Annotated in this window: 28 protein-coding genes; 6 read left to right on the top strand and 22 right to left on the bottom strand. The window is 66.6% G+C overall.

Translation table 11 applies throughout. The features are described from left to right. Positions 1 to 56: 56 nt before the first annotated feature. The 3 genes from MTBSS4_RS14580 to mobB all read left to right on the top strand — a co-directional run bounded on the left by MTBSS4_RS14580 (position 57) and on the right by mobB (position 4,279). Positions 57 to 2,579, top strand: a complete 2,523-nt coding sequence (locus MTBSS4_RS14580) for a penicillin-binding protein 1A (protein WP_173984135.1) — start codon at positions 57 to 59, stop codon at positions 2,577 to 2,579. A 64-nt stretch (positions 2,580 to 2,643) separates the two neighbouring features. After that, a complete protein-coding gene (gene prfB, locus MTBSS4_RS14575; protein WP_173984134.1) occupies positions 2,644 to 3,762 on the top strand; it encodes a peptide chain release factor 2 in 1,119 nt (372 codons plus the stop codon). Between the two features lie 19 nt (positions 3,763 to 3,781). Next, positions 3,782 to 4,279: a molybdopterin-guanine dinucleotide biosynthesis protein B gene (mobB, locus tag MTBSS4_RS14570; RefSeq protein WP_173984133.1), complete on the top strand. Its 498-nt coding sequence runs from the start codon at positions 3,782 to 3,784 to the stop codon at positions 4,277 to 4,279. A gap of 16 nt (positions 4,280 to 4,295) precedes the next feature. Here mobB and MTBSS4_RS14565 read toward each other — a convergent pair whose 3' ends face one another. Then, the gene (locus MTBSS4_RS14565; RefSeq protein ID WP_173984132.1) at positions 4,296 to 4,811 is read right to left on the bottom strand and encodes a hypothetical protein; all 516 of its coding nucleotides are present in this window, start codon (positions 4,809 to 4,811) and stop codon (positions 4,296 to 4,298) included. A gap of 160 nt (positions 4,812 to 4,971) precedes the next feature. Between MTBSS4_RS14565 and MTBSS4_RS14560 the strand changes: the two genes are divergently transcribed. Continuing rightward, a complete protein-coding gene (locus MTBSS4_RS14560) occupies positions 4,972 to 5,331 on the top strand; it encodes a DUF4189 domain-containing protein (RefSeq protein ID WP_173984131.1) in 360 nt (119 codons plus the stop codon). Positions 5,332 to 5,354: 23 nt separating this feature from the next. Here the strand turns inward: MTBSS4_RS14560 and MTBSS4_RS14555 are convergent, their stop codons facing one another. The 14 genes from MTBSS4_RS14555 to MTBSS4_RS14490 all read right to left on the bottom strand — a co-directional run bounded on the left by MTBSS4_RS14555 (position 5,355) and on the right by MTBSS4_RS14490 (position 18,080). Further along, positions 5,355 to 6,722, bottom strand: a complete 1,368-nt coding sequence (locus MTBSS4_RS14555) for a GH1 family beta-glucosidase (protein ID WP_173984130.1) — start codon at positions 6,720 to 6,722, stop codon at positions 5,355 to 5,357. A gap of 53 nt (positions 6,723 to 6,775) precedes the next feature. Then, positions 6,776 to 7,417 carry an NrsF family protein gene (locus MTBSS4_RS14550; protein ID WP_173984129.1) on the bottom strand — a complete coding sequence of 214 codons (642 nt, stop codon included), beginning with the start codon at positions 7,415 to 7,417 and terminating at the stop codon, positions 6,776 to 6,778. Next, positions 7,401 to 7,979 carry a sigma-70 family RNA polymerase sigma factor gene (locus MTBSS4_RS14545; protein WP_173984128.1) on the bottom strand — a complete coding sequence of 193 codons (579 nt, stop codon included), beginning with the start codon at positions 7,977 to 7,979 and terminating at the stop codon, positions 7,401 to 7,403. Before MTBSS4_RS14545 ends, MTBSS4_RS14550 begins: the two co-directional genes overlap by 17 nt. A gap of 124 nt (positions 7,980 to 8,103) precedes the next feature. After that, positions 8,104 to 8,583, bottom strand: a complete 480-nt coding sequence (locus tag MTBSS4_RS14540) for a quinol oxidase (protein ID WP_173984127.1) — start codon at positions 8,581 to 8,583, stop codon at positions 8,104 to 8,106. Further along, positions 8,576 to 9,937 (bottom strand): cbb3-type cytochrome c oxidase subunit I, encoded by a 1,362-nt coding sequence (locus MTBSS4_RS14535; protein ID WP_173984126.1) that lies wholly within the window; start codon positions 9,935 to 9,937, stop codon positions 8,576 to 8,578. Before MTBSS4_RS14535 ends, MTBSS4_RS14540 begins: the two co-directional genes overlap by 8 nt. Before the next feature lie 12 nt (positions 9,938 to 9,949). Further along, positions 9,950 to 10,456 (bottom strand): hypothetical protein, encoded by a 507-nt coding sequence (locus MTBSS4_RS14530; protein ID WP_173984125.1) that lies wholly within the window; start codon positions 10,454 to 10,456, stop codon positions 9,950 to 9,952. Continuing rightward, on the bottom strand, positions 10,453 to 12,018 hold the full coding sequence (locus MTBSS4_RS14525; protein WP_173984124.1) for a hydrogenase iron-sulfur subunit: 1,566 nt from the start codon (positions 12,016 to 12,018) through the stop codon (positions 10,453 to 10,455). The genes MTBSS4_RS14530 and MTBSS4_RS14525 overlap by 4 nt, the downstream gene beginning before the upstream one ends. A gap of 36 nt (positions 12,019 to 12,054) precedes the next feature. Continuing rightward, positions 12,055 to 12,864 (bottom strand): SCO family protein, encoded by an 810-nt coding sequence (locus MTBSS4_RS14520; RefSeq protein WP_173984123.1) that lies wholly within the window; start codon positions 12,862 to 12,864, stop codon positions 12,055 to 12,057. Between the two features lie 138 nt (positions 12,865 to 13,002). Next, positions 13,003 to 14,679, bottom strand: coding sequence for a cbb3-type cytochrome c oxidase subunit I (locus MTBSS4_RS14515; protein ID WP_173984122.1), 1,677 nt, complete (start codon positions 14,677 to 14,679; stop codon positions 13,003 to 13,005). Positions 14,680 to 14,695: 16 nt separating this feature from the next. Then, positions 14,696 to 15,238, bottom strand: a complete 543-nt coding sequence (locus MTBSS4_RS14510) for a cytochrome C oxidase subunit II (RefSeq protein WP_173984121.1) — start codon at positions 15,236 to 15,238, stop codon at positions 14,696 to 14,698. 14 nt (positions 15,239 to 15,252) lie between these two features. Beyond that, complete coding sequence (locus MTBSS4_RS14505) at positions 15,253 to 15,411, bottom strand: hypothetical protein (protein ID WP_173984120.1); 159 nt, start codon at positions 15,409 to 15,411, stop codon at positions 15,253 to 15,255. Positions 15,412 to 15,575: 164 nt separating this feature from the next. Then, positions 15,576 to 16,664 carry a COX15/CtaA family protein gene (locus MTBSS4_RS14500; RefSeq protein WP_173984119.1) on the bottom strand — a complete coding sequence of 363 codons (1,089 nt, stop codon included), beginning with the start codon at positions 16,662 to 16,664 and terminating at the stop codon, positions 15,576 to 15,578. A gap of 11 nt (positions 16,665 to 16,675) precedes the next feature. After that, on the bottom strand, positions 16,676 to 17,248 hold the full coding sequence (locus MTBSS4_RS14495; RefSeq protein ID WP_173984118.1) for a TlpA disulfide reductase family protein: 573 nt from the start codon (positions 17,246 to 17,248) through the stop codon (positions 16,676 to 16,678). 142 nt (positions 17,249 to 17,390) lie between these two features. Next, entirely contained in the window at positions 17,391 to 18,080 is a 690-nt protein-coding gene (locus MTBSS4_RS14490; RefSeq protein WP_173984117.1) for a Crp/Fnr family transcriptional regulator, read from the bottom strand. A 179-nt stretch (positions 18,081 to 18,259) separates the two neighbouring features. Here MTBSS4_RS14490 and MTBSS4_RS14485 point away from each other — a divergent pair, with 179 nt between their 5' ends. Continuing rightward, on the top strand, positions 18,260 to 18,967 hold the full coding sequence (locus tag MTBSS4_RS14485; RefSeq protein ID WP_173984116.1) for an isoprenylcysteine carboxylmethyltransferase family protein: 708 nt from the start codon (positions 18,260 to 18,262) through the stop codon (positions 18,965 to 18,967). A 25-nt stretch (positions 18,968 to 18,992) separates the two neighbouring features. On the opposite strand, the gene MTBSS4_RS14480 is transcribed toward MTBSS4_RS14485, so the two are convergent. The 6 genes from MTBSS4_RS14480 to MTBSS4_RS14455 all read right to left on the bottom strand — a co-directional run bounded on the left by MTBSS4_RS14480 (position 18,993) and on the right by MTBSS4_RS14455 (position 23,854). After that, positions 18,993 to 19,454, bottom strand: coding sequence for a chemotaxis protein CheW (locus MTBSS4_RS14480; protein WP_173984115.1), 462 nt, complete (start codon positions 19,452 to 19,454; stop codon positions 18,993 to 18,995). Between the two features lie 94 nt (positions 19,455 to 19,548). Next, entirely contained in the window at positions 19,549 to 20,661 is a 1,113-nt protein-coding gene (gene proB / locus MTBSS4_RS14475; protein ID WP_173984114.1) for a glutamate 5-kinase, read from the bottom strand. Continuing rightward, positions 20,658 to 21,824 (bottom strand): GTPase ObgE, encoded by a 1,167-nt coding sequence (gene obgE, locus MTBSS4_RS14470; RefSeq protein WP_173984113.1) that lies wholly within the window; start codon positions 21,822 to 21,824, stop codon positions 20,658 to 20,660. The genes proB and obgE overlap by 4 nt, the downstream gene beginning before the upstream one ends. Positions 21,825 to 21,904: 80 nt before the next feature. Continuing rightward, entirely contained in the window at positions 21,905 to 22,174 is a 270-nt protein-coding gene (gene rpmA / locus MTBSS4_RS14465; protein WP_173984112.1) for a 50S ribosomal protein L27, read from the bottom strand. A gap of 34 nt (positions 22,175 to 22,208) precedes the next feature. Further along, positions 22,209 to 22,511, bottom strand: a complete 303-nt coding sequence (gene rplU / locus MTBSS4_RS14460) for a 50S ribosomal protein L21 (RefSeq protein WP_173984111.1) — start codon at positions 22,509 to 22,511, stop codon at positions 22,209 to 22,211. A gap of 128 nt (positions 22,512 to 22,639) precedes the next feature. Beyond that, positions 22,640 to 23,854, bottom strand: a complete 1,215-nt coding sequence (locus MTBSS4_RS14455; RefSeq protein WP_173984110.1) for a 6-phosphofructokinase — start codon at positions 23,852 to 23,854, stop codon at positions 22,640 to 22,642. Positions 23,855 to 24,003: 149 nt separating this feature from the next. On the opposite strand from MTBSS4_RS14455, the gene MTBSS4_RS14450 reads away from it, so the two are divergent. Beyond that, a complete protein-coding gene (locus tag MTBSS4_RS14450) occupies positions 24,004 to 24,204 on the top strand; it encodes a DUF1289 domain-containing protein (protein ID WP_217425551.1) in 201 nt (66 codons plus the stop codon). 26 nt (positions 24,205 to 24,230) lie between these two features. On the opposite strand, the gene MTBSS4_RS14445 is transcribed toward MTBSS4_RS14450, so the two are convergent. Next, complete coding sequence (locus tag MTBSS4_RS14445; protein ID WP_173984108.1) at positions 24,231 to 24,560, bottom strand: hypothetical protein; 330 nt, start codon at positions 24,558 to 24,560, stop codon at positions 24,231 to 24,233. Positions 24,561 to 24,581 lie beyond the last annotated feature (21 nt).

The raw sequence follows: 24,581 nt of genomic DNA, 5'->3' as shown, positions 1-24,581 counted from the left end.
ACCACCGGCGATGATCCGGCCGAAGGCCTGCCGGACGGAACCGGACCCTGCCCCCCATGCTGCGTTTCCTCGTCGGGCTGTTCTCGTTTCTCCTCCTGCTGGGCGTGATCGCGGCGGGCGGAATCGTGTTCGTGTTCTGGCATTTCGGCCGCGACCTGCCCGACTACCACCAGTTGGCCCATTACGAGCCGCCCATCACCACCCGCGTCTATGGCGGCGACGGCCGTCTGGTCGCCGAGTACGCGGTGGAGAAGCGGGTGTTCGTGCCGCTGCATTCCATGCCGCAGGTGATCAAGGACGCCTTCCTGGCGGCCGAGGACAAGAACTTCTACAGCCATCCCGGCATCGATCCGGTGGGCATCGCCCGCGCCATCGTGGTCAACCTGCGCAACCGCGGCATGGGCGGCGACCGCCGGCCGGTGGGCGCCTCGACCATCACCCAGCAGGTCGCCAAGAACTTCCTGCTGACCAACGAGGTCTCCATCGAGCGCAAGGTCAAGGAGGCCATCCTGGCCTTCCGCATCGAACGGACCTTCTCCAAGGATCACATCCTCGAACTCTACCTGAACGAAATCTATCTGGGGGTCGGCTCGTACGGCGTCGCCGCCGCCGCGCTCAACTATTTCGACAAGGGCCTGGACGAATTGTCCATCCACGAGGCCGCCTATCTGGCGGCGCTGCCCAAGGCACCCAACAACTACAACCCCCACCGCAACTACGCCGCCGCCAAGGAGCGCCGCGACTGGGTGATCGGCCGTATGTACGAGGATGGCCGCATCAGCCAGATCGAATACCAGACCATGACCGCCATGCCACTGGAGGTTCGCACCCGCAAGGAAATGCAGGCCACCCAGGGCGCCGACTACTTCGCCGAGGACATCCGGCGCGAGATTCAGGCCAAGTTCGGCGAAACCGCGCTGTACAAGGGCGGGCTGGTGGTCCGTGCCTCGATGGACGCCCATCTCCAGGCGGTGGGGTCCAAGCTGCTGCGCCAGGGACTGACCAATTACGACCGCCGCCATGGCTGGCGCGGGCCGCTGACCCGGATTCCCGTCACCCCCAACTGGCCGCAGCTCCTGGCCGGGGTGCCGCATCCGCCGGCCGCCCCGGAAACCTGGGAAATCGCCGTGGTCACCGGCCTCAACGACCACGAGGCCACCCTCGGCCTGCTGGGCAACCGCACCGGCAAGCTGCCATTCGCCGAGATGAAATGGGCCCGCCCGGCCCTGGAAAAACAGATGGTCGGGCCGATGCCGCGCCGTCCCTCCGACGTGCTGGGCCAGGGCGATGTGATCCTGGTCGAGGCGGCGGACAAGGCCGAGGACGGCAAGGCCTTTGCCCTGCGCCAGATTCCCAAGGTCGAGGGGGCGCTGGTGGCCATCGATCCCCATACCGGCCGCGTCCTGGCCATGGTGGGGGGCTGGGCCTACGGCAAGAGCCAGTTCAACCGGGCCAGCCAGGCCTTGCGCCAGCCGGGCTCGTCCTTCAAGCCCTTCATCTATCTGGCGGCGCTGGAGAACGGCTATACGCCGTCCTCGCTGGTGCTGGACGCCCCCATCGCCCTGCCCCAGGGGCCGGGCCTGCCGCTGTGGCGGCCCAAGAACTACAATGACGATTTCCTCGGCCCCACCACCCTTCGCGTCGGACTGGAGAAGTCGCGCAACCTGATGACGGTCCGCCTCGCCCAGGCCGTCACCATGGAAAAGGTGGCCGATTACGCCGAGCGCTTCGGCATCTACGACAAGCTGCCGCATCAGTTGGCCATGTCGCTGGGGGCCGGCGAGACCACGCCGCTGAAGCTGACCGCCGCCTACGCCATGCTGGTCAACGGCGGCAAGCGCATCCGCCCGACCCTGATCGACCGCATCCAGGACCGCAACGGCAAGACCATCTTCAGCCACGACCTGCGCTTCTGCGACGGCTGCTCGGCCCAGCGCTACAGCGGCCAGGACATGCCCCACCTTCCCGACATCCGCGAACAGCTGGTCGACCCGGTCTCGGCCTACCAGATGGTCAGCATCATGGAAGGCGTGGTCCAGCGCGGCACCGGCACCTCGGTCCGGGCGGTGGGCAAGCCGCTGGCCGGCAAGACCGGCACCTCCAACGATTCCAACGACGTCTGGTTCGTCGGCTTCTCGCCCGATCTGGCGGTGGGGGTGTTCGTCGGCTTCGACGACCCCGCGACGCTGGGCCCCAAGGAAACCGGCGGCTCCATCGCCGCGCCCATCTTCCGCGACTTCATGGCCGAGGCCCTGAAGGACAAGCCGCCGACGCCGTTCCGGGTTCCGCCGGGGGTGCGGCTGGTCCGGGTCAACGCCTCGACCGGCAAGCCGGCCATGCCCGGCGAGGCCAAGGCCATCTACGAGGCGTTCAAGAGCAACGATCCCATGCCCAGCGACGAGGAAGACGTGCTGGAGGGGTCGGGCAGCGCCGATTCCGGCTTCAGCTTCGCGCCCTATCTCAACGCCGAGGAGGGCGCCGCCGCCCCGGCCGATCCCTCCGCCCCCCGCCCTGCCGGGACCGGCGCCCCGCCGCCCCAGCCGGCCGGCCCGGCGCCGTCGGCGGGGGGATTGTATTAGTAGGGTTGCCTCCCCCAGCCGACTTCCTTAAAAAGGCTCCTCCACGCATTCAAGGGGAATGATCATGCGGGCAGAGATCGAAACGCTCGCCCAGGATATCGGACGTTCCGTCGCCCTGGTGAAGCGCCATCTCGACTGGGACGCGGCGCTGATGCGGCTTGACGAGCTCAACGCCTCGGCCGAGAACCCCGATCTGTGGAACGACGCCGCCGCCGCCCAGAAGATCATGCGCGAGCGCACCGAACTGGAGACCGCCATCTCCGGCATCCGCGCCGCCGAGCGCGACCTGGCCGACCTGCTGGACCTCATCGAGCTGGGCGAGGCCGAAGGCGACCGGGACGTGGTCGACGACGCCGAGGCGCAGATCCGCGCCATCCGCGACCATGCCGCCAAGATGGAGCTGGAGACCCTGCTGTCGGGCGAGGCCGACCACAACGACTGCTACCTGGAAATCAACGCCGGCGCCGGCGGCACCGAGTCCCAGGACTGGGCCGAGATGCTGCTGCGCATGTACACCCGCTGGGCCGAACAGCACGGCTACAAGGTCGACTGGCTGGAGGAGAGCGAGGGCGAGGCCGCCGGCATCAAGTCGGCCACCATCCGCGTCTCGGGCCACAATGCCTATGGCTGGCTGAAGACCGAGAGCGGCGTCCACCGGCTGGTGCGCATCTCGCCCTATGACAGCGCGGCGCGGCGTCACACCAGCTTCTCGTCGGTGTGGGTCTATCCGGTGATCGACGACACCATCGAGATCCAGATCAACGAAAGCGAATGCCGCATCGACACCTACCGCGCCTCCGGCGCCGGCGGCCAGCACATCAACAAGACCGATTCGGCGGTGCGCATCACCCACATTCCCACCGGCATCGTCGCCGCCTGCCAGATGGAACGCTCGCAGCACCAGAACCGGGCCAGGGCCTGGGACATGCTGCGCGCCCGCATGTACGAGGCCGAACTGCAAAAGCGCGAGGCCGCCGCCCAGGCGCTGGAAGACCAGAAGACCGACATTGGCTGGGGCCACCAGATCCGCTCCTACGTGCTGCAACCCTACCAGATGGTCAAGGACCTGCGGACCAACGTGGAAACCTCGGATTCCCAGGGCGTGCTGGACGGCGACCTCGACCAGTTCCTCGCCGCCTCGCTGGCCAGCCGCATCAAGGGCGACGCCGGCGGCAAGGGATGATCCCCACCCAGGACCGGCCATGAAGATCTTCGGAATCGCCGGCTGGAGCGGCAGCGGCAAGACCACCTTGCTGGTCCGCCTGATTCCGGCCCTGACCGGCCGGGGTATCGAGGTCGCCACCATCAAGCACACCCATCACAATCCGGCGGTCGGCGACGATGAAAGCCGGACACTGGCCGCGGCGGGGGCAAGCGAGGTGATGATGGCCTCACCGCGCCGATTTGCCCTCATCAATGAATTCCACGGCGCCGAGGAACCGCCGCTCGACCAACTGACGACACGCTTCGCCGGCATCGACCTGCTGCTGATCGAGGGATTCAAGTGGGCGCCGCATCCCAAGCTGGAAGTCTGGGCGCCCGATCTCGGCAAGCCCATGTTGGCGCCGTCGGAACCGTCGGTGGTGGCCATGGCGTCCGACCTCCCCGTTCCGCACGTCGCCTTGCCGCGCTTCCATCGCGACGATGTCGCCGGCATATCGGATTTCATCGTCGGCTATTGCCGCCTGGGACAGGGATAGGCACGGCCGGCGTCGGCTACCTCGCCTTGCCAAGCTCCGCCCAGACCGGCTCGGCGCCGCCGACGGCCAGTTCCAGGGCCGCCCGGCGGATGCCCAGCGGCTGCTTCGATCCCACATCGACCACGACCCGGTAGCTGCCGGGGGGAAAGCTGCCGACCGCGACGCGGGCCAGCGAAGCACCGGCCGGAGTCTCGCGGCGGAAGGCGGCCCAGGCCGAAACCTCCTTGCGCAGGATTCCGTCGGGGCCGTACACCTTGGCGGCGACGCTGGCCATGGCCTCCTCGGCGCCGTCAGCCCTCCGGAAATGCAGGACCATCAGGGCGTCGCCGGAAGCGGCGGCGCCGCCGGAATAGCCGACATGGACCGGCAGCGATTCGTCTTGCGGGGCGGCCGGAGCGGCGACCGGCGCCGGGGGCGGGCGATTCCGCCACCACTGCATCAGCGCCTGGGGGTCGCCGAACCGCAGCCAGGAAGATATCCCCGCCACCACGACGAACAAGGCCGCCAGCAGCATTTTCCGGAAGGCGCTCACGTCTCCTCCACGACCGGTTCCACACCTCAAACTTGCTCCCGCCCCCGCCGGCTTGCAAGAGCGGATCGCGCCTTGGCCGCAGCCCCAAGATTCAGATTTCCCAATTCCGAATTCGCGCCTATCCTCTGTAATTATTTAATTGCCAAAGTGGGGAATGACGATGAAACGCACGATATTGGCCTTCAGCCTCGCCATCGCGATCGGCCTTTCCGCCGGTGGCGCCCTTGCCGCCGGAGCCATCGCGGTCGATGACGAACAGGGCTCGAAGGCAAGCGAGGTCGGCTACGGCGTCGGCAGCGGCAGCACCAGGGAAGAGGCGGCCAGGGACGCCATGAACGAATGCAGGAAGGCCGGGAATACCGGTTGCAAGGTGGCGGTGCGCTACGACACCTGCGGCGCCTATGCCGCGTCCAAGGACTATTCCGGCACCGGTTGGGGCAGCAGCGAGAGCGAGGCCAAGGCCAACGCCCTGGAAGCCTGCGGCAGCGGTTGCCGGATCGTGGTTTCCGACTGCCAGTAGGACGACGCATAGGGGGGGGAGGACTACTCCCCCTTATGCCTGCCGGCGATCAGGTCCCGGTACCACTTGCCGGAATTCTTCAAGGTCCGCTTCTGGGTCCCGAAATCCACGTGCAGCAGACCGAAGCGGGGGCCGTAGCCCGAGCCCCACTCGAAATTGTCCAGCAGCGACCAGACGAAATAGCCGCGGATATCGGCCCCGGCCGCCGCCGCGTCGCGCATGGCCTTGATGTATTCCCGGAAATAGGCGATGCGGTGGGTGTCCTTGACCTCGCCGGCCCCATCGGGCTCGTCGCTGCCCTTGCCGCCGCCGCAACCGTTCTCGGTGACGAAGATCGGCATCTTGTAGCGTCGGGTCAGTTCCAGCAATTCGTCCCGGAACACCTCGGGAAAGATCGGCCAGCCCACTTCGGGATGGTTGGCCGATTCGGGTGGCGCCCCCCAGCCGTACCCCCAGGTGGTGGCGGGATCGGCCTTGGCGTAGATGGGACCGTAGTGATTGAGGCCGATCCAGTCGGTGGGCCGGCAGATGCGGGCCATGTCGCCGGCCCTGACGTGGGGTTCCATGTCGTTGATGACGATGGCCGGATAATAGCCGAGATGCTGCGGGTCGACGAAGACCAGATTCCAGTGGGCCGACAGCAGTTCCGCCGCCGCCACGTTCTCCTCCAGCCCGCCCTCGGGGCGCACGATCTGGCGATTGTGGATGGCGCCGATGGAGGCGCCCGCCACATGGTCGCGCACCACGTCGACTCCCAGCCCATGGGCCAGATTGACATGGTGGATGGCCTTCATGTGGGCCGAACGGTCGGTCACCCCCGGCGCGGCCCAGTCGATGGCGTAGCCGAACATTGTGAACACCGAGAATTCGTTGAAGGTGGCCCAGTGCTTGACCCGGTCGCCATAGCGCTTGGCCGCCACCACGGCGTAATCGGCGAACCAGCCGGCGCAGTCGCGGTTGGTCCAGCCGCCGAGATCATCCAGCGCCTGGGGCAGATCCCAGTGGTAGAGACAGACCCAGGGCTCGATCCCGGCCTCCAGCAGGCCGTCGATCAGGCGGTCATAAAAGTCGAGGCCGGGCTGGTTGACCGCCCCCCGTCCCCTGGGCTGGAGGCGCGGCCATGCCAGGGAAAAGCGATAGGCGCCGACGCCGATTTCCCTCATCAGCGCCACGTCTTCCGGCCAGCGGTGGTAATGGTCGCAGGCGACGTCGCCGGTGGCGCCGTTCCACACGCCGCCTTGCAGGCGGCAACGGATATCCCAGATGCTGGGGCCGCGCCCGTCCTCCTTGACCGCGCCCTCGACCTGATAGGCCGAGGTCGACACCCCCCAGACGAAATCCGGCCGCAGCCCCAGGGCCTTGGCGACGGTCTCGGGCTTCTTGGCGACCATGGAACCTCCCGCAGGTTATAAGAAGAAAATCTTCCCACCCGCGAAAGGGTTCGTCAAGGAATCGACCGGATCGGCGGCGTCCTGCCCAGCACCGCCGCCAGCGACGCCAGGACGGCGAACTGGACCAGAAGCACCAGCAGGCCGGCGTCGTCGGGATGGATCAGGCCGAGGGCGGAATTGGTCAGGGCCGCCACCGCCAGTCCCCCCATGGCCAGGGCCAGGCGCGGCCGCAGCCAGGCGCCGCGGCGCACCATCATCACCATGACGACGGTGGGAACCGCGGTCATCACCACGATATCGGGCAGGCATTCCGGATGAGGCAGGCCAAGACGGCTGCCCTCGACCAGCCCCAGCCATTCCAGAACGCATTGGCGGCCGAACCCGGCCAGCCAAACCAGCATCGGCGGCAGCGGCAGCAAGGCCCAGCCCGGCGACAGCCCCGGAATCCCCAGGGCCAGCGCGGCGGCGGCGGCGCAGAACGCGGTGACGAGGCCGGCGCCCAGGGTCAAGAGCGCCGACGGCTCGGCCAGATGCCCGGCCAGATCGACACGCGGCCCCATGACCAGGGCGACGCCAAGAAGGGCCGGAACCACCACCGCCAGCCACAGGGCCGCCCGCATCAGGGGCGGACGCAGGCGTCGCACCGGAACCGCGCGTTCGGCCAGACGACGGATCAGATCATCGGTTCCGGTCATGCTTTCCTCCCGCCAGGACCGCGCGCAAGGTCTTCAATCCCCGGTGAACCGCCACCTTCAGCGCCCCGACGCTCATGCCGGTGACGGCGGCGGCCTCCTTCAGCGAATGTTCCTCCAGCTTCATCAGTTCGATGGCGCGGCGCTGCCCGTCCGGCAGGCTGGCGATGGCGCGCCTCAGTTCCTCGGAATCACCCGGACTTTCCGGCGCCGGTTCGGCGGCGGCGTCGGGCAGGCCGTGCTCCAGGCTCCATTCCGAACGCTCGTGGACCGAACGGCGGGCCGCCTTGCGGCCAGCATCCTTGAGACGGAACGAGACGATGGCCATCAGCCAGGGCATGAACGGCCGGGCGGGGTCATAGGTATGGCGGACCGAATGCAGCGATATCAGCACGTCCTGAACCACATCCTCGGCGTCGGCCGACCCGGACCCGCCCCAGCGCCGCCGCACCACCCGGCGCAGCACCGGGGTGATCTCGGTCAGCAGGGCGGCGTAGGCGCGGCTGTCGCCGCCCTGGGCGGCGCGCATCATGGCGCTCCAATCCGAATCTCCGGCTACGGTCATGCCGCGATGGCCTTCCTTCCCCGCCGAAGGCAACCATGGCCCGGAAACCGTGGCGGCGCAATCCATCTCCGGTCCCTTCCGACAAAACGTTCCTGTCGAGGGTTCGCCGCCGACCGCTGGAAGGTTACCGGACGATTTCGATGCTGCCGATCATCTTGGTGTGGCCCAGACCGCAATATTCGCCGCACTGGATGCGCACCCGCCCCGACGGCGGCGTGACCAGGGTGACCACCTTGACCACCCCCGGCACCAGCAGTTCCTCGGCATCGCCGATGGCGGCGGAATGCACCACGTCCTCGGCCAGCAGGTGCAGCCGGTAGGTTTGGCCCGGCCGAAGCTCAAGGGCCGGCGAGAATTCCCAGCGCCGGACCCGCACCACCACATCGCCGGGCGGCGGACGCACCACCGACATGGTGCCGATGGTCTCGCCAGTGGCGTGGGCCGCCAGTTGCGCCTCGAAACGGGCGGTGAAGGCGGCGGAATCGACGGCATAGCTTTCCACGGCCAGGGTGGGTTCCCAACCATGGCCGCCCAGCCATGTCAGCAGCAGCAGCAGGCTGGCCAGAACCAGGGCGATGGGGGCGAAGCCGCGCCGCTCAGTCATGCCCGCCCTCCCCGCGCCGCAGCAGCCGGGCCAGGGCCATCCACACGAAGATGACGCCGCCCAGCACCGCCAGGCCGGTCCCCATGCCGACCACCCCCATGGAAACCTTCTTCCACAAGGTGTCGAGCCCCTGATCCAGGCCGGTGGTCTTGCGCGGCACCCCGGCGGTGCCCGCCAGGAAGAAGCCCAGCGCGTGGATCAGCTGCCCCCAGCCATAGAGGTGGAATTGCAGCCGCCCCGCCCTGCCCTCGCCGAGGCGGCGCCCCAGCAGCGGCAGGATCACCACCAGGATCAGCCCCATCAGGCCCAGTTGGACGCCGCCGATCACGGCGTGGTAATGCGACGGCGTGCGGGTGTCGGCCACCCCCAGGAAGAATCCGGCAAAACCGCCGATGGCGAACACCACCAGCGACAGCGCCAGCGACAGGAAGGCCGGCGAACGCCAGTTCCTCGGCCCGCGCAGCAGACGCAACGCCAGCCCGGCCCCCATCACCAGCGGCGGCAACGGCAGGCCGACCCACAGCAGGCGGGTGAAGATCTGGCGGTGCCCCAGCCCCAGGACATCGCCCCCCAACCAGTAGACCAGCGGCGAGGCGACGGCGAACAGCGCCAGGGCGGCGAAACCGGCATTGGCCAGACCCGCCGGCACCGGACCGGTGCCGAATTCGCGCTCGCTCAGTACCTGCCAGGCGATCATCAGGATCAGGGTATTCAGAATCTGCAACACATGGCCGCCGCCCCAGAACACCCGCTCGTTGAACAAGTCGGGATCGGTCCCGGCCGGGATCAGCGTCCAGGCCAGCAGAAAGCAGGCGAGCGCCGCCAGATAGGTCAGGGCGGCGCAGGCGATGGCGAACGGAACCGGCCGGCGGGGCAGGCGCCACAGCAGCGCCAGCGGCCGCAGGGCGGCGATGGCGACGCCCAGGGCGTGCAGGCCCAATCCCACGTAGAACAGGGGATGCCCGACCACCGGGACGTAATTGTTCAGCGACGGCTCGCCCTGATCGGCGAGGGCGGGAATCAGCAGCAAGATCACCCCGGCCGCCCCCAGCAGCAAGCCGGTCCAGCCGAGGCGGTCGCCGCCGTTCCCAGCCGAGGCCGCCAGCACCGACAGCGCTCCCAGCGAGGCCAGATACCAGACCACCACCGACAGCACCACATGGGTGACCAGGGCGCGGTAGAAGAAGTGCGGCCCCCAGGGCAGCCAGTCCTGCGCCCCGGGGGTTCGCGACAATCCCAGCAGCAGGGCCAGGATGCCGGCGATGGCCAGCGACCCCACCGCCAGCAGCAGCCAGCCGCGCAGTTCCGAGCGGCGGGCCGGAGAGAGGGAGGTGGGGGACCAGGTCGTCAGCATCGTCTCCATGGTCTACTTGAAGGACAGCTTCTTGTCCTCTTCATCGAAATCGACCACGAACACCTGACGGGGCTTGAGGTCAACCACGATCTCGGAATCGTAGTCGAATACGTCGGGGTTGTTGCCGTCGCGCATCCTGGCCCGGATGACGTGGCGGCCGGCGGGAATCTCGCGCGAATCGTAGAAGCGCGAGCGCCCGTCGCCCGACAGGCCGGCCGGCTTGGCGGTATGGCGATAGACGGGCTTGCCGTCGATGTCCATCTCCAGGGTCACGGCGTTGCGCTCGCGGCCGCAGGATTGCTTGGTGCGCATGTTGGGCGCCACCTTGGCCAGTTCCTCGGCGGTGCGCTCCTTGCAGTCGTCCACCCGCTGGCCGGCATGGGTCAACGACAGCTTCAGCAGCGCGGCATCCGGCGGATGATGGATGTAGGACGGCGACGCCGAGAAGTAGGCGATCACGACGGCGAAGGCGGTATAGGCCAGCGCCTGGCCGGCGATGTGCTGCGGCTTGATCTTCATTCCGCCACCCTCCTCTTGGTGGTTTCCGGCCGTTCCGGCTTGGGCAGGTCGGCCAGGGCCGCGCGGAACGCGGCCAGATCGGCGGCCAGCGCCTTGGTCTCGGTGCTTGCCGCCCAGGACAGGCGGACCCGGTCGCGCGGCACCGCGCCGCGCAGCTTGGGCACGCGCTGCCCCGCCAGACGCAGCTCGGTCCATTCCGGCCCGAGACGGTAGAAGCATTCGCCGGGGCGGCACGCGGTGACCAGCACGCCGTCGGCAAGGTCCTTGTTCAAGATATAATCAATCAGCGATGGCGGCAGCATGCCGGTGCAATGCAGCGCCAGGACGCCGACCGACGGCCCCTTCAGATGGTCGAGGACGGAGCCGTGCTCGCAACCCAGCACCATCACCCGCCCCTCGCCCACCAGGCCATGGGTCCGGGCCGATATCCGCTTGACCATCAGATCGAAGGAGAAATCGGGAATGTCGATGCCGGTCTCGTGCTTCTGGCTGGGCAGGAACGGATTGGTCCGGTTGCACGACGCCATGCACATGCCGCAGCTGGTGCACAGGTCGGGCTGGACCACCGCGATCTTCTGATGCCCGGACTCGTCCTGGCGCGGACGCATGACCACGGCGCCGAACGGACAATCGAAGGTGCAGACGCCGCAGCCGTTGCAGTTGGGCGGCGACACCTGGGCCGGCTTGCGCCGCTTGCGGCGGAACGCCATCCACGGCATCAGCGACAGGAAGATGCTGGCGCCCACCGCCACCGCCCAGGCCACGGCCGGTCCCTTGGTATCATAGAGCGGATACAGCCCCATGAAGAACCAGTCCGGGTTCAGCACGCTGGTGGCCTTGTCGAGATCGGCCGGCGGATGGCTCTGCGCGGGATAGATCAGCGACAGCGCCACCAGCATCAAGGTCGCGCCGATGACCAGGGGCCGCGGCGGGTTGGTGTTGGCGCGGTTGATGCGCAGGATATGGACCCACATGGCGAACAGCAGGAACAGCGGCACCGCGATGTGGATGAAGATCAGCAGGGTGAAGAAGCGATCGGTCAGGGCTTCCCGGTTGAGGAAGTTGCGCGCGATGCTTTGGCCGAAGATGCCCAGCCAGTCCAGCCATTCGGCGGTGCCGACCGCCAGGTACTGCGCCAGTTCGTCCCACACCAGCCAATAGCCGGTGACGCCCGAGGCGAACACCATCCAGATCAGCGGCACGCCGGTGAACCAGGCGAACCAGCGGACCCCATGATAGCGGTCGATCAGCCATTCCCGCAGCAGGTGGAGCATCATGGTGAGCACCATGGCGTCCGAGGCGTAGCGGTGCAGGCTGCGGATCATGCCGCCCCAGTACCATTGCTCGGTGGAGATGTACTGGATCGAGTCCCAGGCGCGCGCCGCGCTGGTGTCGTAGGGAATGAACAGGTACAGACCCGACGCCCCCACGATCCAGAAGAAGTACCACGACATGGCGCCCAGGCAGTACATGGGGTTCGATTCGCGTCCGACCAGCGCGTCCCAGCCGCTTTCGACGCGGAACAGGCCGTTCCTCAGCGCGGTTTTGATTGGATTAGACAAGGCGAAATTTCCTTTTCGTTTCCATTTTTTCGCCGCTCACGAACCCGAGGCGGACCGGCTCTCGCGCCACAGCCTGAAGGTCCAGACGATGATGGTCAGGACGGCCAGGAAGCCGAACGCGATCGAAAGAATGATGCCGTAATCAAAGCGATAGGCATCGGATCGGGGGTCGTAGACCGTGCAGAAATAGCGGATGCGGTTGCCGATGGCCTCGACCGAATCCAGCGCCGCCGACACCCGCCCCAAAAGCAGGTCCTTCAGCGGTTCCACCAGCAGCGGAATGTCGAAATTCTCGCCATAGACCTGGCGGTAGATGACGCCATCGGCGTCGACCACCGTGGTCTGGGCGATATGGTCGAACCCCCTGGAGGTGACGAACCAGGTAAAGCCGAGATTGGCGGCCAGCGCCTCCATCGTGGCGGCGTCGCCGGCCAGGAAGGTCCAGCCGTCCAGCCCGATGTCATGCTGCTTCGCGTACATGCGCAGCGCCTCCGGGGTGTCGCGCACCGTGTCGAAGCCGATGGTCACCACATGAAAACCGTCGCGCCCCAGCGACTTGCGCGCCACCTCCACCGCCTTGGCCACCGTCTGGGTGGTCACCGGGCAGGTGTGGTCGCAGGCGGTATAGACCATGCTGATCACCAGTGGCTTGCCCCGGAACGAGGCGATATCCACCGGCTTGCCGTCCTGATCGCGCAAAAGATGCGGCCCGACAGTCCGGCCCACCGACTCGAGCGACGCCTTCAGCGCCGCCTCGGCATTGGCGGAAACGGTCGGCGCCCCGATGGCCGGCGGCATCCCCGACAGGGAAAGCCCCAGCAGGATCAGTGTGATGAAGCGAAACATGACGACTTTCTAACTCGCCTTTCCCGAAGTCAACATGACGGCGGTCAAGCCTCAGGAATTCCGCCCGAATCGAAGCCCCAAAAGAAACGGGCGGGACCCGAGGGTCCCGCCCGCCTTTACCCTTGTCCGACCGGACGCCTAGCTCATGAGCCAGGTGCTGGCCAGATACTTCCAGTTCACGAAGTAGTACAGCACGAACATGGTCAGGAACAGCAGCGCCAGGGTGAAGGTACCCGGAACGCTGGCATGCTCCTCGCTGCCGTAGGACGCCACCGGCGACGGAGCCGGAGCCGGAGCGGTCGCCTTGATCGGATTTCCGAAGAACACCGAGCAGACGATGATCAGCACGAACAGCGCGCCGCCAACCACCGCCACGACGGCGGAGATGCCGACCACGCCCATCATCAGATAGGCGGCGGGGGCATGGCTGAAGGCATGCGGAGCGTCGGAGAAGGCCATGTCCCAGTGACGGCGGGACACGCCCAGGGTGCCGGCGCCCATCATGAACAGCGAGAACACGCCCATGCCGAGGCCGAACAGGTACGGCTGCAACTTGGCGAGACCCGGGAACATGATTTCACGCTGCCACAGGGCGGGCACCAGGAAGTAGGTGATCGCCATGAACGCCAGCGTGGTGCCGACCGCCACCGTGCCATGGAAGTGGCCGGGGACGTAGATGGTGTTGTGGATCATGATGTTGATCTGTTCCACGCCCATGGTGACACCGGAGATGCCGCCCAGGAAGCCGAACATGATCAGGGAGAGGAACATGCCGGAGAACACCGGATTGCCCCACGGAGCCTTGCGCAGCCACTCGAACAGGCCCTTGTTGAAGCCCTTCTTGCGCTGGGCCGCCTCGATGCAGCCCGGAACCGTCAGACCGTGGATCATCGAGCCCAGCACGGCGAGATACATGCCGTACGAGGTGTTGAAGATCTTGTAGGACGACGACAGGCCGGGTTCCACCAGCAGATGGTGGGCCGAGGCGATCTGGAGGAAGAAGACGTAGGTCAGGTAAGCCATGCGGCTGACCTTCTCGGACAGCGGCTTGGCGCCGAACAGGATCGCGGCGATGGCGTACCACACAGCGATGTGGGCGGCCACGTTGATCTGCTGCGACGAGTGGCCCATGCCCCACCACACGACCTTGTACATCAGGGGGTCGATATGGCCGATCAGGCCAATGGACCACAGGAAGGTCGGGATCAGGATGATGGCGCCGGAGGCGATGGTGTAGACCGCGATGATGCAGGCCACCAGGGCACCGAAGGTGACCAGCGGAATCGACCCTTCATAGGTCTTCTCGGCCTTGGCGACCACCAGGGTGCCGAGGAAGATGAAGCAGGCGATCAGCGCGCCCACGGCGAACAGGATCAGACCCACGTAGAACAGCGGATCGGCCTGCATCGGCACGTAGGAGGTCATCATCACGCTGGAATTGCCCTCAAGGACCTTCCAGTTGGTGATGACGGCGCCCAGGACCATCAGGGCGAACGCGACCCAGCCCATCTTGGGGGCCGCCAGCCGGCTGCCCAGAAGAATGGCCGAGGCAAAGTACATCAGGGCGACTTCGAAGAAGATGCACCAGACGATCAGGATGTCGATACCGTGCGCAGTCAGCGCCAGGTAGAACAGGTCGGCCGGCAGCAGATGCACGGACGGCCAGCGGGTCAGGGCGACGAGCAGACCGAACAGACCACCGACGGCCAGCACCACGATGGCGACGACCGCGTTGGCCTTGATCAGCTTTTCAGCTTCGTCGTGAATTTTCAGACCTGTGAGGCCACAGGTTCGAAATACGGGCTTGGCAACCATTTGCGCTCCCCCTCGATTACTTGGCTGCCACGACTCGGATCTTTCCGAGCATGGTGTGGTGGCCGATACCGCAGTATTCGTTGCAGATGATGCCGAAATCACCCGACGTGGTCGGAGTGATGGTCACCACCTCGTCGATACCGGGATGGACCTGCAAATTGATGTTGGCCGGCTGCACGGAGAAACCATGCTGCCAATCCAGCGAGGAGAGGTGCAGGCGATAGCTCTTGCCCTGCTCCAGTTCCAGAACCGGATACCATTCCCACAGGCGGGCCAGCAGGTAGACGTCGGAACCGGCCGGCGGACGCACCACCGGGGTCTGAACCTTGCCTTCCTCACCCACCTTGTACTTCTCGACCATCTCATCGACCTTGGCCTGGAAGGCCTCGGGGTGGATGCGATAGGCCTCGTTGGACATGTTCTGGGTGCCCTTGAGGTGCCACAGCGGCATCATGGCGAACATGATGAGCGCCCACACCAGGGCGATGCCGACCCACAGCAACTCGACCTTGTCGACTGGTTCATTGTACCAGCCGGCTTTCGGAGGAGTGATAGACATTGCGCGCTCCTCCCTTACTTAGCGATAGGCAGCTGGGCGACTTCCATGATCCCCCACATGGTGTAGGACACCGTCGGAACCACGACCCCGATAAAAAGCAGGAGGAACGGATTGTCCAGGATGCGCTGCATCACAGGAACATCGGCTTCCTCGTTGTCGACTTGATTGGACATCGATCGAACTCCCTTGGCATTTCCGAAAAACTCCGGACGACCGGACGATGAGCCTCGCATTACGGAAAGTTCATCTCCTTGACTTTGGTAAAGTGACACGGTTCCGGACGGTGAATCCGGAAAAAAATCGGCATGGACATGCCGAAATTAAAATCCCTGAAGAATCAGGTCTGTCGACGCAAGCCGTGCATGGCCCACAGACAGAGGGTCAGCAGCAGCATCGCCCCCATCTGGTGGGCCGAGGCCAGCGATACGGGGACAACCATGAGAAGAGTGGCAATGCCGAGTCCCACCTGCGCCACCGCCATGGCCGCCACGGCGTGGACCGAGGCCGGCACGGCGCTTCCCAGCCGCCGGCGGGCGCCGAACCAGCCGACGACCGCGACCACGACGGTCAGTTCGGCCAGGGTGCGGTGAATGAACTGGACCGTCATATGGTCCTCGAACGCCTCGTGCAGGCCGGTGGCGAACAGCCCCTTGGGAATCAGGCTGCCGTCCATCAGCGGCCAGGTGTTGTAGATCAGGCCGGCCCTGAGGCCGGCGACCAGACCACCGTAAAGAAGCGTCGCCACCACCAGCGCAGTCAGGACCCCAAGCCAGCGGACGGTGGCGGCGGCATCGTCGCCAAGCCGGCGGGGCGGCGGCCGATGCGCGGCCAGGATGTCGAGCGCCATCCAGAACATCCAGGCATGGATCAGGAAGGCGAGGCCGAGATGGGCGGTCAGGCGGTAGTGGCTGACCGCCGGATTGTCGACCAGGCCGCTTTTCACCATGAACCAGCCCATGCCGCCCTGGGCCGCCCCCAGCAGGAACAGCCCGACCATGCGGGGAATCATCTCCTTGCCGATGCGGCCGGAATAGGCCAGCCACAGGAACGGCAGCAGAAAAACCAGGCCGATCAGCCGCCCCCAGACCCGATGGATGTATTCAAGCCAGAAGATGCCCTTGAAGTCGGACAGGCTCATCCCGGCGTTGACCTTGATGTATTCCGGAGTCTGGCGGTACTTGTCGAAGAACAGCTGCCAGTCGGCCTCGGTCAGGGGGGGGATGATGCCTCGGATGGGCTCCCACTCCACCATGGACAGGCCGGAATGGGTCAGGCGGGTGAGTCCGCCCAGCAGCACCATCACCGCCACCATGAAGCAGCAGGCCAGCAGCCAGACGGCGACATGGCGGTGGGCGGCGGGGCGGTGGGCGGCGGGGCCTGATCCGGCCAGGCCGGTGGTTTCGAGGGAATCGGTCGCGCTGCTCATCCCGAGAATCCTCACTGCTCCGGCAGGGTTCCGTTCAACAGCCCGGTCACCACATCCAGCGAGGCTTTCTGGCTCCAGTCGGCCTCGCCGGTCATGCGGGCGATCTCGACACCCTTTTCGTTGACGATCAGGGTGGTGGGCATGCCGTTCACCCGGTGCGCCTTGGCCACCGAGCCGTCGGCGTCCACCACCAGCCTGAGATGGGACAATCCCTTCTCGGCCAGGACCTTGACCGGCGGGCCGGCGCCTTCCTTGTCCTCGGACACCATCAGGACGTCAATGCCGGCGGCGTCGGCCATGGCCTTGAACTGCCCCAGGGTGGGCAGCTCGCGCAGGCAGGGAATGCACCAGGTCGCCCAGAAATTGATGATGGTCGGCCGGGTGACGCGGGCATTGAACGGCAGACTGGCGCCGTCGGCATCCACCGAGGCGATATCGGACAGCGGCCGCGGCACCTTGGCCACCGAAACCTGTTCGATCAGCAGGGGCGACACCGCCTGCGGCTTGCGCATCTGAAGGCTGGTGCCGAACACCAGGGCCAGGATGATGGATATCGCCACCAGGATGAGAACACGATCGGACATGAACTTCGAACACCATCTGCCTTGGAACCGGCGGTCCCATTCCGGTCGGGAGTAGACCACGGCGACGGTGGGACGCAACTTGTTTTTGGTCAAGTGGCCGTCCGTTCTCCCCCCCCGGAACGCCTGAGGTGGGCCGAGGGGGTCAGGCCGTCAGGCGGGCCATCATCCGCAGGCGGTCGAGATCGCAGATCACCAGTCCCATGGTCTTGCGCCGGACGATGCCGTCGCGGGCAAGCTCGCCGATGGCCTGGGCCACCTGCTCGCGGCTGGTGCCGGCCCAGGCGGCGATCTCGCGATGATTGGGCATGTCGGGAATGTGCCAGCACTCGGGCCGGGCCACATCGGGTTCGGCGAGGCGCACCAGTTCGCACCAGATGCGCTGGGCCTCGGTCTGCGAGGTCAGTTGGGTCACCCGGCTGTCCAGGTTGCGGACGATGCGGGTCAGCCGCGACAGCACCTTCATGGCGATTTCCGGATAACGGCGCATCAGGTCCAGGAAGGACGCCCCGTCCAGCGAGGCCAGCACCGACTCGCGCGTGGCGATCACCCGCGCCGAACGCCTCATTCCGTCGATGGCGGCCAGCTCGCCGAAGTAATTGCCGGCCAGCACGTCGGCCAGGGCCACCTCGCGGTCGTCGCCGGTGGCGTTCAGGATGCGGACGGCGCCGTCGATGACGAAATAAACGTCGAGGGTATCGCTTTCCTTGTCGAACACCTGATCGCCCGAAGCGAAGCGGTGCCAGGCGCAACGCCCCTCGATCTCGGCCAGGGCGGCGGCCGGCAGGTCGGCGAACAGGGAAACGCGGGACAGCGCTCCGTCGATGGCATCCATCTTCTTCCTCGTCGTCTGCGCCACGTTCACGCCGAAGTATCGGTGAGCGGGCGGAGCAATTCAACCTTTCCTCCAGTGTGGCAGACCATTGGATGGGGGGAAGTGAGACGGTTCACAGACCGATCCGGCCGAAGGCGCGACACTGCCCGTCATCTTTCAGGTTCCAAGGACGCAAGACCATGACCGCCCCATCATCATCCCAGGCCGCCCTCGCCGTCCCCGCCGTCCCCGCCGGGCGGGAGGGGGCGACCGACATCGCCGAGATCATCGGCCGCGCCCTGCTGATCACCTTGATGTCGCTGGTGGCGGCGGGAAGCTTCACCCGCATGCGGACCCTGCTGGCCCAGCCCGATCCGCTGACCACCCTGGATTTCCTGGGAGAGCTGGGAGCCTTCGTCTTCGCCGCCATGGTCTGCCTGCTGGCGGTGTTGCGGCTGAAGCCGGTGCGCCGCGCCAGCGGCTGGGCTCCGCTGGTCAGCGCCCTGTCGGGAGCCTTCATCCTCACCATCGTCAACCACCTGCCCATGGCCAGCCTGTCGCCGGCCACCCAGGCGGTCGCGGTGCTGCTGCTGGCGGTCGGCAACGTGGCGACGGTGGTCTGCCTCGCCCATCTCGGCCGGTCGTTCTCGGTGCTGCCGCAGGCCCGCCGGCTGGTGCGCAGCGGTCCCTACGGCGTGATCCGCCACCCGCTCTACGTCGCGGAAGCCATCGCCACGGTGGGCATGGTCATGCTGCATCTCGGCTGGGCGGCGGTGATCCTGGGGCTGGTCCAGACCGCGTTGCAGCTTGCCCGCATCCATTACGAGGAGAAGGTGCTGGCGGAAGCCTTCCCGGAATACCGCGACTACGCCCGCGAGGTGCCGCGCTTCCTTCCCAGGCTGCGCTGACCCTCAACCATCGGAAACCGGAAGATCAGGCGGCGGCGACGGACAGGATGTCCCTGTCGCGTTCCATCAGGCGGACGAGATCCAGCAGCACCACCATCCGCCCCTCCACCGTGACGATCCCGCCCACATAGCCCGGACCGCCGCCGTTCTCCAGATCGGGTGGCGGCTGGATGTCGGTGACGGGCACCGTCAGGATATCCACCACCGCGTCGGCCAGCAGTCCCACCGTCATGTCGCCGATGGCGACCACGATGATGACGTGGGTGGGGGTGACCTCGGTCCGGCCATTATGAAACCGGACCCGGAGATCGATGATGGGAACGATGGCGCCGCGCAGGTCGATGACGCCGCGCATGTGAAGAGGCGCCTCGGGCAGCGGCGTGGTGGGGGTCCAGCCCTTGATCTCGCGAATAGCGATGATGTCGACGCCGTATTCCTCGTCGCCGACGGTGAACGAAATGAACTGCTTCGTCGATATCTCGGCCATGTTTCGTCCGACCCCTGGGAGCGACGGAGCTCCACTCTATGCCCCCTCCCCTCCCCTGACAAGGACGAGTGGGCAACCTCCTGCGCCTTCGCGGCTAGCCTTCCATCACCAGGTCATCGCGGTGAATCAGTTCGTCGCGGCCGCGAAAGCCCAGCACGGCCTCGATCTCGCCCGACTTGCGCCCCAGGATGGCGCGGGAATCGGCGGCGGAATACGCCACCAGCCCGCGCCCCAGCACCCGGCCGTCGCGGGTCTTGACCAGGACGCAATCGCCCCGGCCGAACTCGCCGCTGACCTCGACCACGCCGGCCGGCAGCAAGGAGCGCCCCGCCGCCAGCGCCCGGGCGGCGCCGTCGTCCAGCACCAGGATTCCCGCCGGCTTCATGGAGCCGAAGATCCATTGCTTGCGCGCCGTGCGCGGCTCGGAACCGGGGATGAACCAGGTGCAGCGGCCGCCATCCTCGATGGCCTTCAGCGGATGCAGGGTCTCGCCCTTGGTGATCGCCATGCGGCAGCCGGCCGACAGGCAGATGCGGGCGGCGGTCAGCTTGGTCACCATGCCGCCCGAACCGTAGGCCGAGCCGGGGTCGCCGGCCATGGCCTCGATCTCCGGGGTCAGCTCGCGCACCTCGGGAATGAAGCGGGCGTCGGCGTGCTTGCGCGGGTCGGCGGTATAAAGCCCGTCGATGTCGGAGAACAGCACCAGGGCGTCGGCCGAGACCATCTGGGCGACGCGGGCGGCGAGGCGGTCATTGTCACCCACCCGGATCTCGGCGGTGGCGACGGTGTCGTTCTCGTTGATCACCGGCACGGCGCCGAGGCGCAGCAAGGTCTCCAGGGTATTGCGGGCATTGAGATAGCGGCGGCGGTCCTCGGAATCGTCCAGGGTCAGCAGCACCTGCGCCACGGTCAGCGAATGCTGGGCCAGCGCCTCCTGATAGGCGTGCGCCAGCCTGATCTGGCCGCAGGCGGCGGCGGCCTGCTTCTCCTCCAGCCGCAGCGGCGGCGTCAGCCCCAGCTGGCGGCGGCCCACCGCCACCGCCCCCGACGACACCACCAGCACCTCCTGGCCCCGCGCCCGGCAGGCGGCGAGATCGGCGCACAGCGAATCAAGCCAGGTCCTGCGGACATGGCCGGAGGTCTCGTCCACCAGCAGACTCGATCCGATCTTGACGATCAGCCGGCGGGCCTGGGCGAGGATGGTCATTCCTCCCCCCCGTCGTCCTCGTCATCCGGATCGTTCCAGATCCACTCGCCGTTCGGCCCCATGCGGCCATCGTCGCCGTCGTCGTCGTCCTCGGAGGATGATCTGAAGTGGGGCGTCGAGCGCTTGCCGGCGCCGAAGACCGAGGACGCCGCCAGCACCGCCGGCTCGGCCTCGCGGGCTTCCTTGATATGGGCGAACAGCCGCGCCAGCACCGGCTTCATGCCGATGGCCGAGACGCCGGACATGGGCAGCGCCTCGGCGCCGCAGGCCTCGGACAGCGCCGCCAGCTTGGCCTCGATATCCTCGGAGGCCAGCGAGTCGCACTTGTTCAGCGCCACCACCTCGGGCTTGGCGTCCAGGCCGCCGCCATAGGCCGCCAGTTCGTGGCGGACCACCCGATAGGCCTCGGCCACGTCGTCCTCGGTGCCGTCCACCAGATGCAGCAGCACCCGGCAGCGTTCGATATGGCCGAGAAAGCGGTCGCCGATGCCGGCGCCCTCGTGGGCGCCCTCGATCAGGCCGGGAATATCGGCGGCGATGAACTCCTCGTCGCCCAGGGTCACCACCCCCAGATTGGGGTGCAGCGTGGTGAAGGGATAGGCGGCGATCTTGGGCCGGGCCTTGGTGCAGGCGGCGAGGAAGGTGGATTTTCCGGCATTGGGCAGCCCGACCAGACCGGCATCGGCGATCAACTTCAATCGCAGCCAGATCCAGCGCTCCTGGCCAGGCCAGCCCTCGTCAAAGCGGCGCGGCGCCTGATTGGTGGAACTCTTGTAATGCAGGTTGCCGAAACCGCCGTCGCCCCCCCGCAGCAAGACGAGGCGCTGGCCGGCGGCGGTCAGGTCGGCCAGCACCGTCTCCCTGTCCTCGTCCAGAACCTGGGTGCCGACAGGAACCTTCAGGATGACGTCGTCGCCCTTGCCGCCGGTCTTGTTGCGGCCCTGGCCATGATGGCCGATCCTGGCCTTGAAGTGCTGCTGATAGCGGTAGTCGATCAGGGTGTTGAGATTGGCGACGCATTCCAAGATGACGTCGCCGCCCCGTCCGCCGTCGCCGCCGTCCGGACCGCCGAATTCGATGTGCTTCTCGCGCCGGAACGAGCAGCACCCGGCCCCGCCGTCACCACTTTTGACGAAGATCTTGGCCTGATCGAGAAACTTCATAGAGGTAAACCCATCCAAAAACCAAAAAGGGGAACGGTTTCCCGTTCCCCCTCGGCAAAAGCATTCAACCGGGAACGGCGCTACTCGGCGGCCTCCGGCAGCGGCTCCACCACCACGAAGGTGCGACCCTCGGCCTTGTGCTTGAAGGCGACCTTGCCGGCGGCCTTGGCGAACAGGGTGTGGTCGGTGCCCATGCCCACATTGGCGCCGGGATAGAACTTGGTGCCGCGCTGGCGCACGATGATGTTGCCCGGAATGACGACCTCGCCGCCGAACTTCTTGACGCCAAGCCGCTGACCTGCCGAGTCGCGGCCGTTGCGGGATGAACCGCCAGCCTTTTTATGAGCCATAGTCTACTCTCCTCGTATCCGCGTCTGGCTGCGATCAGCCGGCGGAGATGTCGGTGATGCGCAGGATCGTCAGGTCCTGGCGGTGGCCGTTCTTGCGGCGCGAATTCTGGCGGCGGCGCTTCTTGAAGACGATGATCTTCTCGCCGCGGGCCTGGGCGACCACGGTCGCCTTGACCTGGGCGCCGGCCACCACGGGAGCGCCGACCTTGTCGCCGACCATCAGCACCTGATCGAGCACGATCTCGGAACCGGCCTCGCCGGCCAGCTTCTCGACGCGAATCACGTCGTCCTGGGCCACCTTGTACTGCTTACCGCCGGTCTGGATGACTGCGAACATGACGATTCTACCTGAGCAAAAGAATTAGTGACGCGCAAGGAAGGCCCCCCGCGCGAGAGGGCCGAACTATACCCAGCCAAGGCCGAGAGTCAACGCCTTTGTGCGCCCGGCGAGGCGATCCCGGTCGCCTAGCGGTTCAATATCTTGGGGACGGCGTTGAGGCGCAGGCGGAAGGCGTCGGGCATGCCGGACCCCAGCAGCGGACGCAGATACATGCGGAAGGCGTCGGTGACGTCGGTGCCCGAATCGGCGATGAGATGGTCTTCCATCACCCGGGTCTTGCCGGCGACCATCTCCAGCGGCAGCAGCTTGTAGTCAACCGAGTAGAATCCGGTGCGCTGAATGGAGACCGAGCCGTCGACGGCGCCCCACATGCCGAACTGGACCGCCTTCTCGCCGACCTCGCGGGCCTCGCGCTGGTCCACGTCGGAGACGCATCCGATGAACGAACGCTGGATATAGCCGAAGGTGTCGCCCCTGACCCGCTTGATGCCCAGCTTGGACTTGATCTCCTCGCACAGCAGGTCGGCCAGGGCGCCGGTGCCCGACAACTGGATATTGCCGTGGGCGTCCTTTTCCACATCCTTGGCCAACGCGGTGATGATGGGAGCGCCGTTCTCGTCGTGAATTCCCTCGGACACCGCGATCACGCAGCGGCCATGACGCTCGTAGCAGTCCTTGACGTCGCCGAGGAAGCGGTCGAGCGAGAACACCCGCTCGGGAATGTAGATCAGGTGGGGACCGTCGTCGGGAAACTTCTTGCCCAGCGCCGAGGCGGCGGTGAGAAAGCCGGCATGGCGGCCCATCACCACCGCCAGATAGACGCCCTTCAGGGCGGCGTTGTCCAGGTTGGCGCCCATGAAGGCCTGGGCGACGAACCGCGCCGCCGAGGGAAAGCCCGGCGTGTGGTCGTTCAGCACCAGATCGTTGTCGATGGTCTTGGGGATATGGATGCAACGCAGCGGATAGCCGGCCTTGTGCGCTTCCTCCGAGACGATGCGCACGGTGTCGGAGGAATCGTTGCCGCCGATGTAGAAGAAATAGGCGATGCCATGGGCCTGGAGGACCTTGAACACCTCCTGGCAGTATTTCAGGTCGGGCTTGTCCCGGGTCGAGCCCAGCGCCGAGGACGGAGTCTGTGCCACCGCCTCCAGATTGTGGCTGGTTTCCTGGGTCAGGTCGAGGAACTCCTCGTTGATGATGCCGCGCACGCCGTGATGGGCGCCGTAGACCAGGTCAACGTTGCGGAACTTGCGCGATTCCAGCACGGCTCCGACCATGGACTGATTGATCACCGCCGTCGGGCCGCCGCCCTGGGCGACCAGAACCTTGCCATGCAGCATCGCGCATCCTCCCTGAACCGTTTTGTTGTTGGGGCCAGGATACGCCGGTCATGGGCGCACTGCCAGAGGCGGCGGGGGTTTTAGGACTCCTGAGTAGGCCCCATATGGGAAGATGCCCCGCCGAATGGGGAGTTGAGGAGGAGGTCGGCTTGCCCCACCCGCCGTTGCGCCTGTTCGACAGCCCCTGCCGGTCGGTGTGCCGCATCGACGACCGGTTCGGCTGGTGCGTCGGCTGCAAGCGGACCCGTGCCGAGATCAAGGCATGGTCCACCATGGACGGGCGGGAGAGGAAGGACATTCTCGACCGCCTTCCGGCCCGCGTCCAGGAAGAGATCGAGCGGAGCCAGTGACGGCCAAGCGGCCTCCCCGCCCCGCCTCAGCCCCGGATCTTCTCCGGGTGCTCGATTCCCAGCCGCCGGGCCTCGGCGTCGAACGCCTCGCGGTAGATGGGAAAGGCGCGGGTCTTGGTGACGGTCTCGCCGGTGCGGGCGTGGACGTATTGGGTCCGCTCCAGCAGCGGATGCGCCGCCTTGTCCGGACAGGCATCGCCCTCGGCGATCAGGGCCTTGATCTGGGCGGTAAGCCCGGCGACATGGCAGGCGTCGATATCGGCCTCGGCATGCAGGTCCTCGACCTCCTGGCGCAGCGATTCGATCTCGCGGCGCAGTTCATCGTTCTCGGCCTGAAGGATATCCACGTCGTTCATGGTGTCAAACTCCCGACAAGG

Source organism: Magnetospirillum sp. SS-4, assembly GCF_902729425.1.
Taxonomy (GTDB): Bacteria; Pseudomonadota; Alphaproteobacteria; order Rhodospirillales; family Magnetospirillaceae; genus Phaeospirillum.
Note: the sequence above shows the minus strand (reverse complement) of the source record. Positions and strands in the feature narration are given on the sequence as shown.

Bases quoted from the DNA above. Each gene is read 5' to 3' on its own strand.
- MTBSS4_RS14480 (WP_173984115.1), bottom strand. From the start codon at position 19,454: ATGGCCGAGATATCGACGAAGCAGTTCATTTCGTTCACCGTCGGCGAC.
- MTBSS4_RS14505 (WP_173984120.1), bottom strand. From the start codon at position 15,411: ATGTCCAATCAAGTCGACAACGAGGAAGCCGATGTTCCTGTGATGCAG.
- proB (WP_173984114.1), bottom strand. From the start codon at position 20,661: ATGACCATCCTCGCCCAGGCCCGCCGGCTGATCGTCAAGATCGGATCG.
- MTBSS4_RS14550 (WP_173984129.1), bottom strand. From the start codon at position 7,417: ATGACCGGAACCGATGATCTGATCCGTCGTCTGGCCGAACGCGCGGTT.
- prfB (WP_173984134.1), top strand. From the start codon at position 2,644: ATGCGGGCAGAGATCGAAACGCTCGCCCAGGATATCGGACGTTCCGTC.
- rpmA (WP_173984112.1), bottom strand. From the start codon at position 22,174: ATGGCTCATAAAAAGGCTGGCGGTTCATCCCGCAACGGCCGCGACTCG.
- MTBSS4_RS14545 (WP_173984128.1), bottom strand. From the start codon at position 7,979: ATGACCGTAGCCGGAGATTCGGATTGGAGCGCCATGATGCGCGCCGCC.
- MTBSS4_RS14515 (WP_173984122.1), bottom strand. From the start codon at position 14,679: ATGGTTGCCAAGCCCGTATTTCGAACCTGTGGCCTCACAGGTCTGAAA.
- MTBSS4_RS14580 (WP_173984135.1), top strand. From the start codon at position 57: ATGCTGCGTTTCCTCGTCGGGCTGTTCTCGTTTCTCCTCCTGCTGGGC.
- MTBSS4_RS14560 (WP_173984131.1), top strand. From the start codon at position 4,972: ATGAAACGCACGATATTGGCCTTCAGCCTCGCCATCGCGATCGGCCTT.
- mobB (WP_173984133.1), top strand. From the start codon at position 3,782: ATGAAGATCTTCGGAATCGCCGGCTGGAGCGGCAGCGGCAAGACCACC.
- MTBSS4_RS14455 (WP_173984110.1), bottom strand. From the start codon at position 23,854: ATGCTGCATGGCAAGGTTCTGGTCGCCCAGGGCGGCGGCCCGACGGCG.
- MTBSS4_RS14535 (WP_173984126.1), bottom strand. From the start codon at position 9,937: ATGCTGACGACCTGGTCCCCCACCTCCCTCTCTCCGGCCCGCCGCTCG.
- obgE (WP_173984113.1), bottom strand. From the start codon at position 21,824: ATGAAGTTTCTCGATCAGGCCAAGATCTTCGTCAAAAGTGGTGACGGC.
- MTBSS4_RS14555 (WP_173984130.1), bottom strand. From the start codon at position 6,722: ATGGTCGCCAAGAAGCCCGAGACCGTCGCCAAGGCCCTGGGGCTGCGG.
- MTBSS4_RS14495 (WP_173984118.1), bottom strand. From the start codon at position 17,248: ATGTCCGATCGTGTTCTCATCCTGGTGGCGATATCCATCATCCTGGCC.
- MTBSS4_RS14445 (WP_173984108.1), bottom strand. From the start codon at position 24,560: ATGAACGACGTGGATATCCTTCAGGCCGAGAACGATGAACTGCGCCGC.
- MTBSS4_RS14490 (WP_173984117.1), bottom strand. From the start codon at position 18,080: ATGGATGCCATCGACGGAGCGCTGTCCCGCGTTTCCCTGTTCGCCGAC.
- MTBSS4_RS14530 (WP_173984125.1), bottom strand. From the start codon at position 10,456: ATGAAGATCAAGCCGCAGCACATCGCCGGCCAGGCGCTGGCCTATACC.
- MTBSS4_RS14540 (WP_173984127.1), bottom strand. From the start codon at position 8,583: ATGACTGAGCGGCGCGGCTTCGCCCCCATCGCCCTGGTTCTGGCCAGC.
- MTBSS4_RS14485 (WP_173984116.1), top strand. From the start codon at position 18,260: ATGACCGCCCCATCATCATCCCAGGCCGCCCTCGCCGTCCCCGCCGTC.
- MTBSS4_RS14500 (WP_173984119.1), bottom strand. From the start codon at position 16,664: ATGAGCAGCGCGACCGATTCCCTCGAAACCACCGGCCTGGCCGGATCA.
- MTBSS4_RS14510 (WP_173984121.1), bottom strand. From the start codon at position 15,238: ATGTCTATCACTCCTCCGAAAGCCGGCTGGTACAATGAACCAGTCGAC.
- MTBSS4_RS14520 (WP_173984123.1), bottom strand. From the start codon at position 12,864: ATGTTTCGCTTCATCACACTGATCCTGCTGGGGCTTTCCCTGTCGGGG.
- rplU (WP_173984111.1), bottom strand. From the start codon at position 22,511: ATGTTCGCAGTCATCCAGACCGGCGGTAAGCAGTACAAGGTGGCCCAG.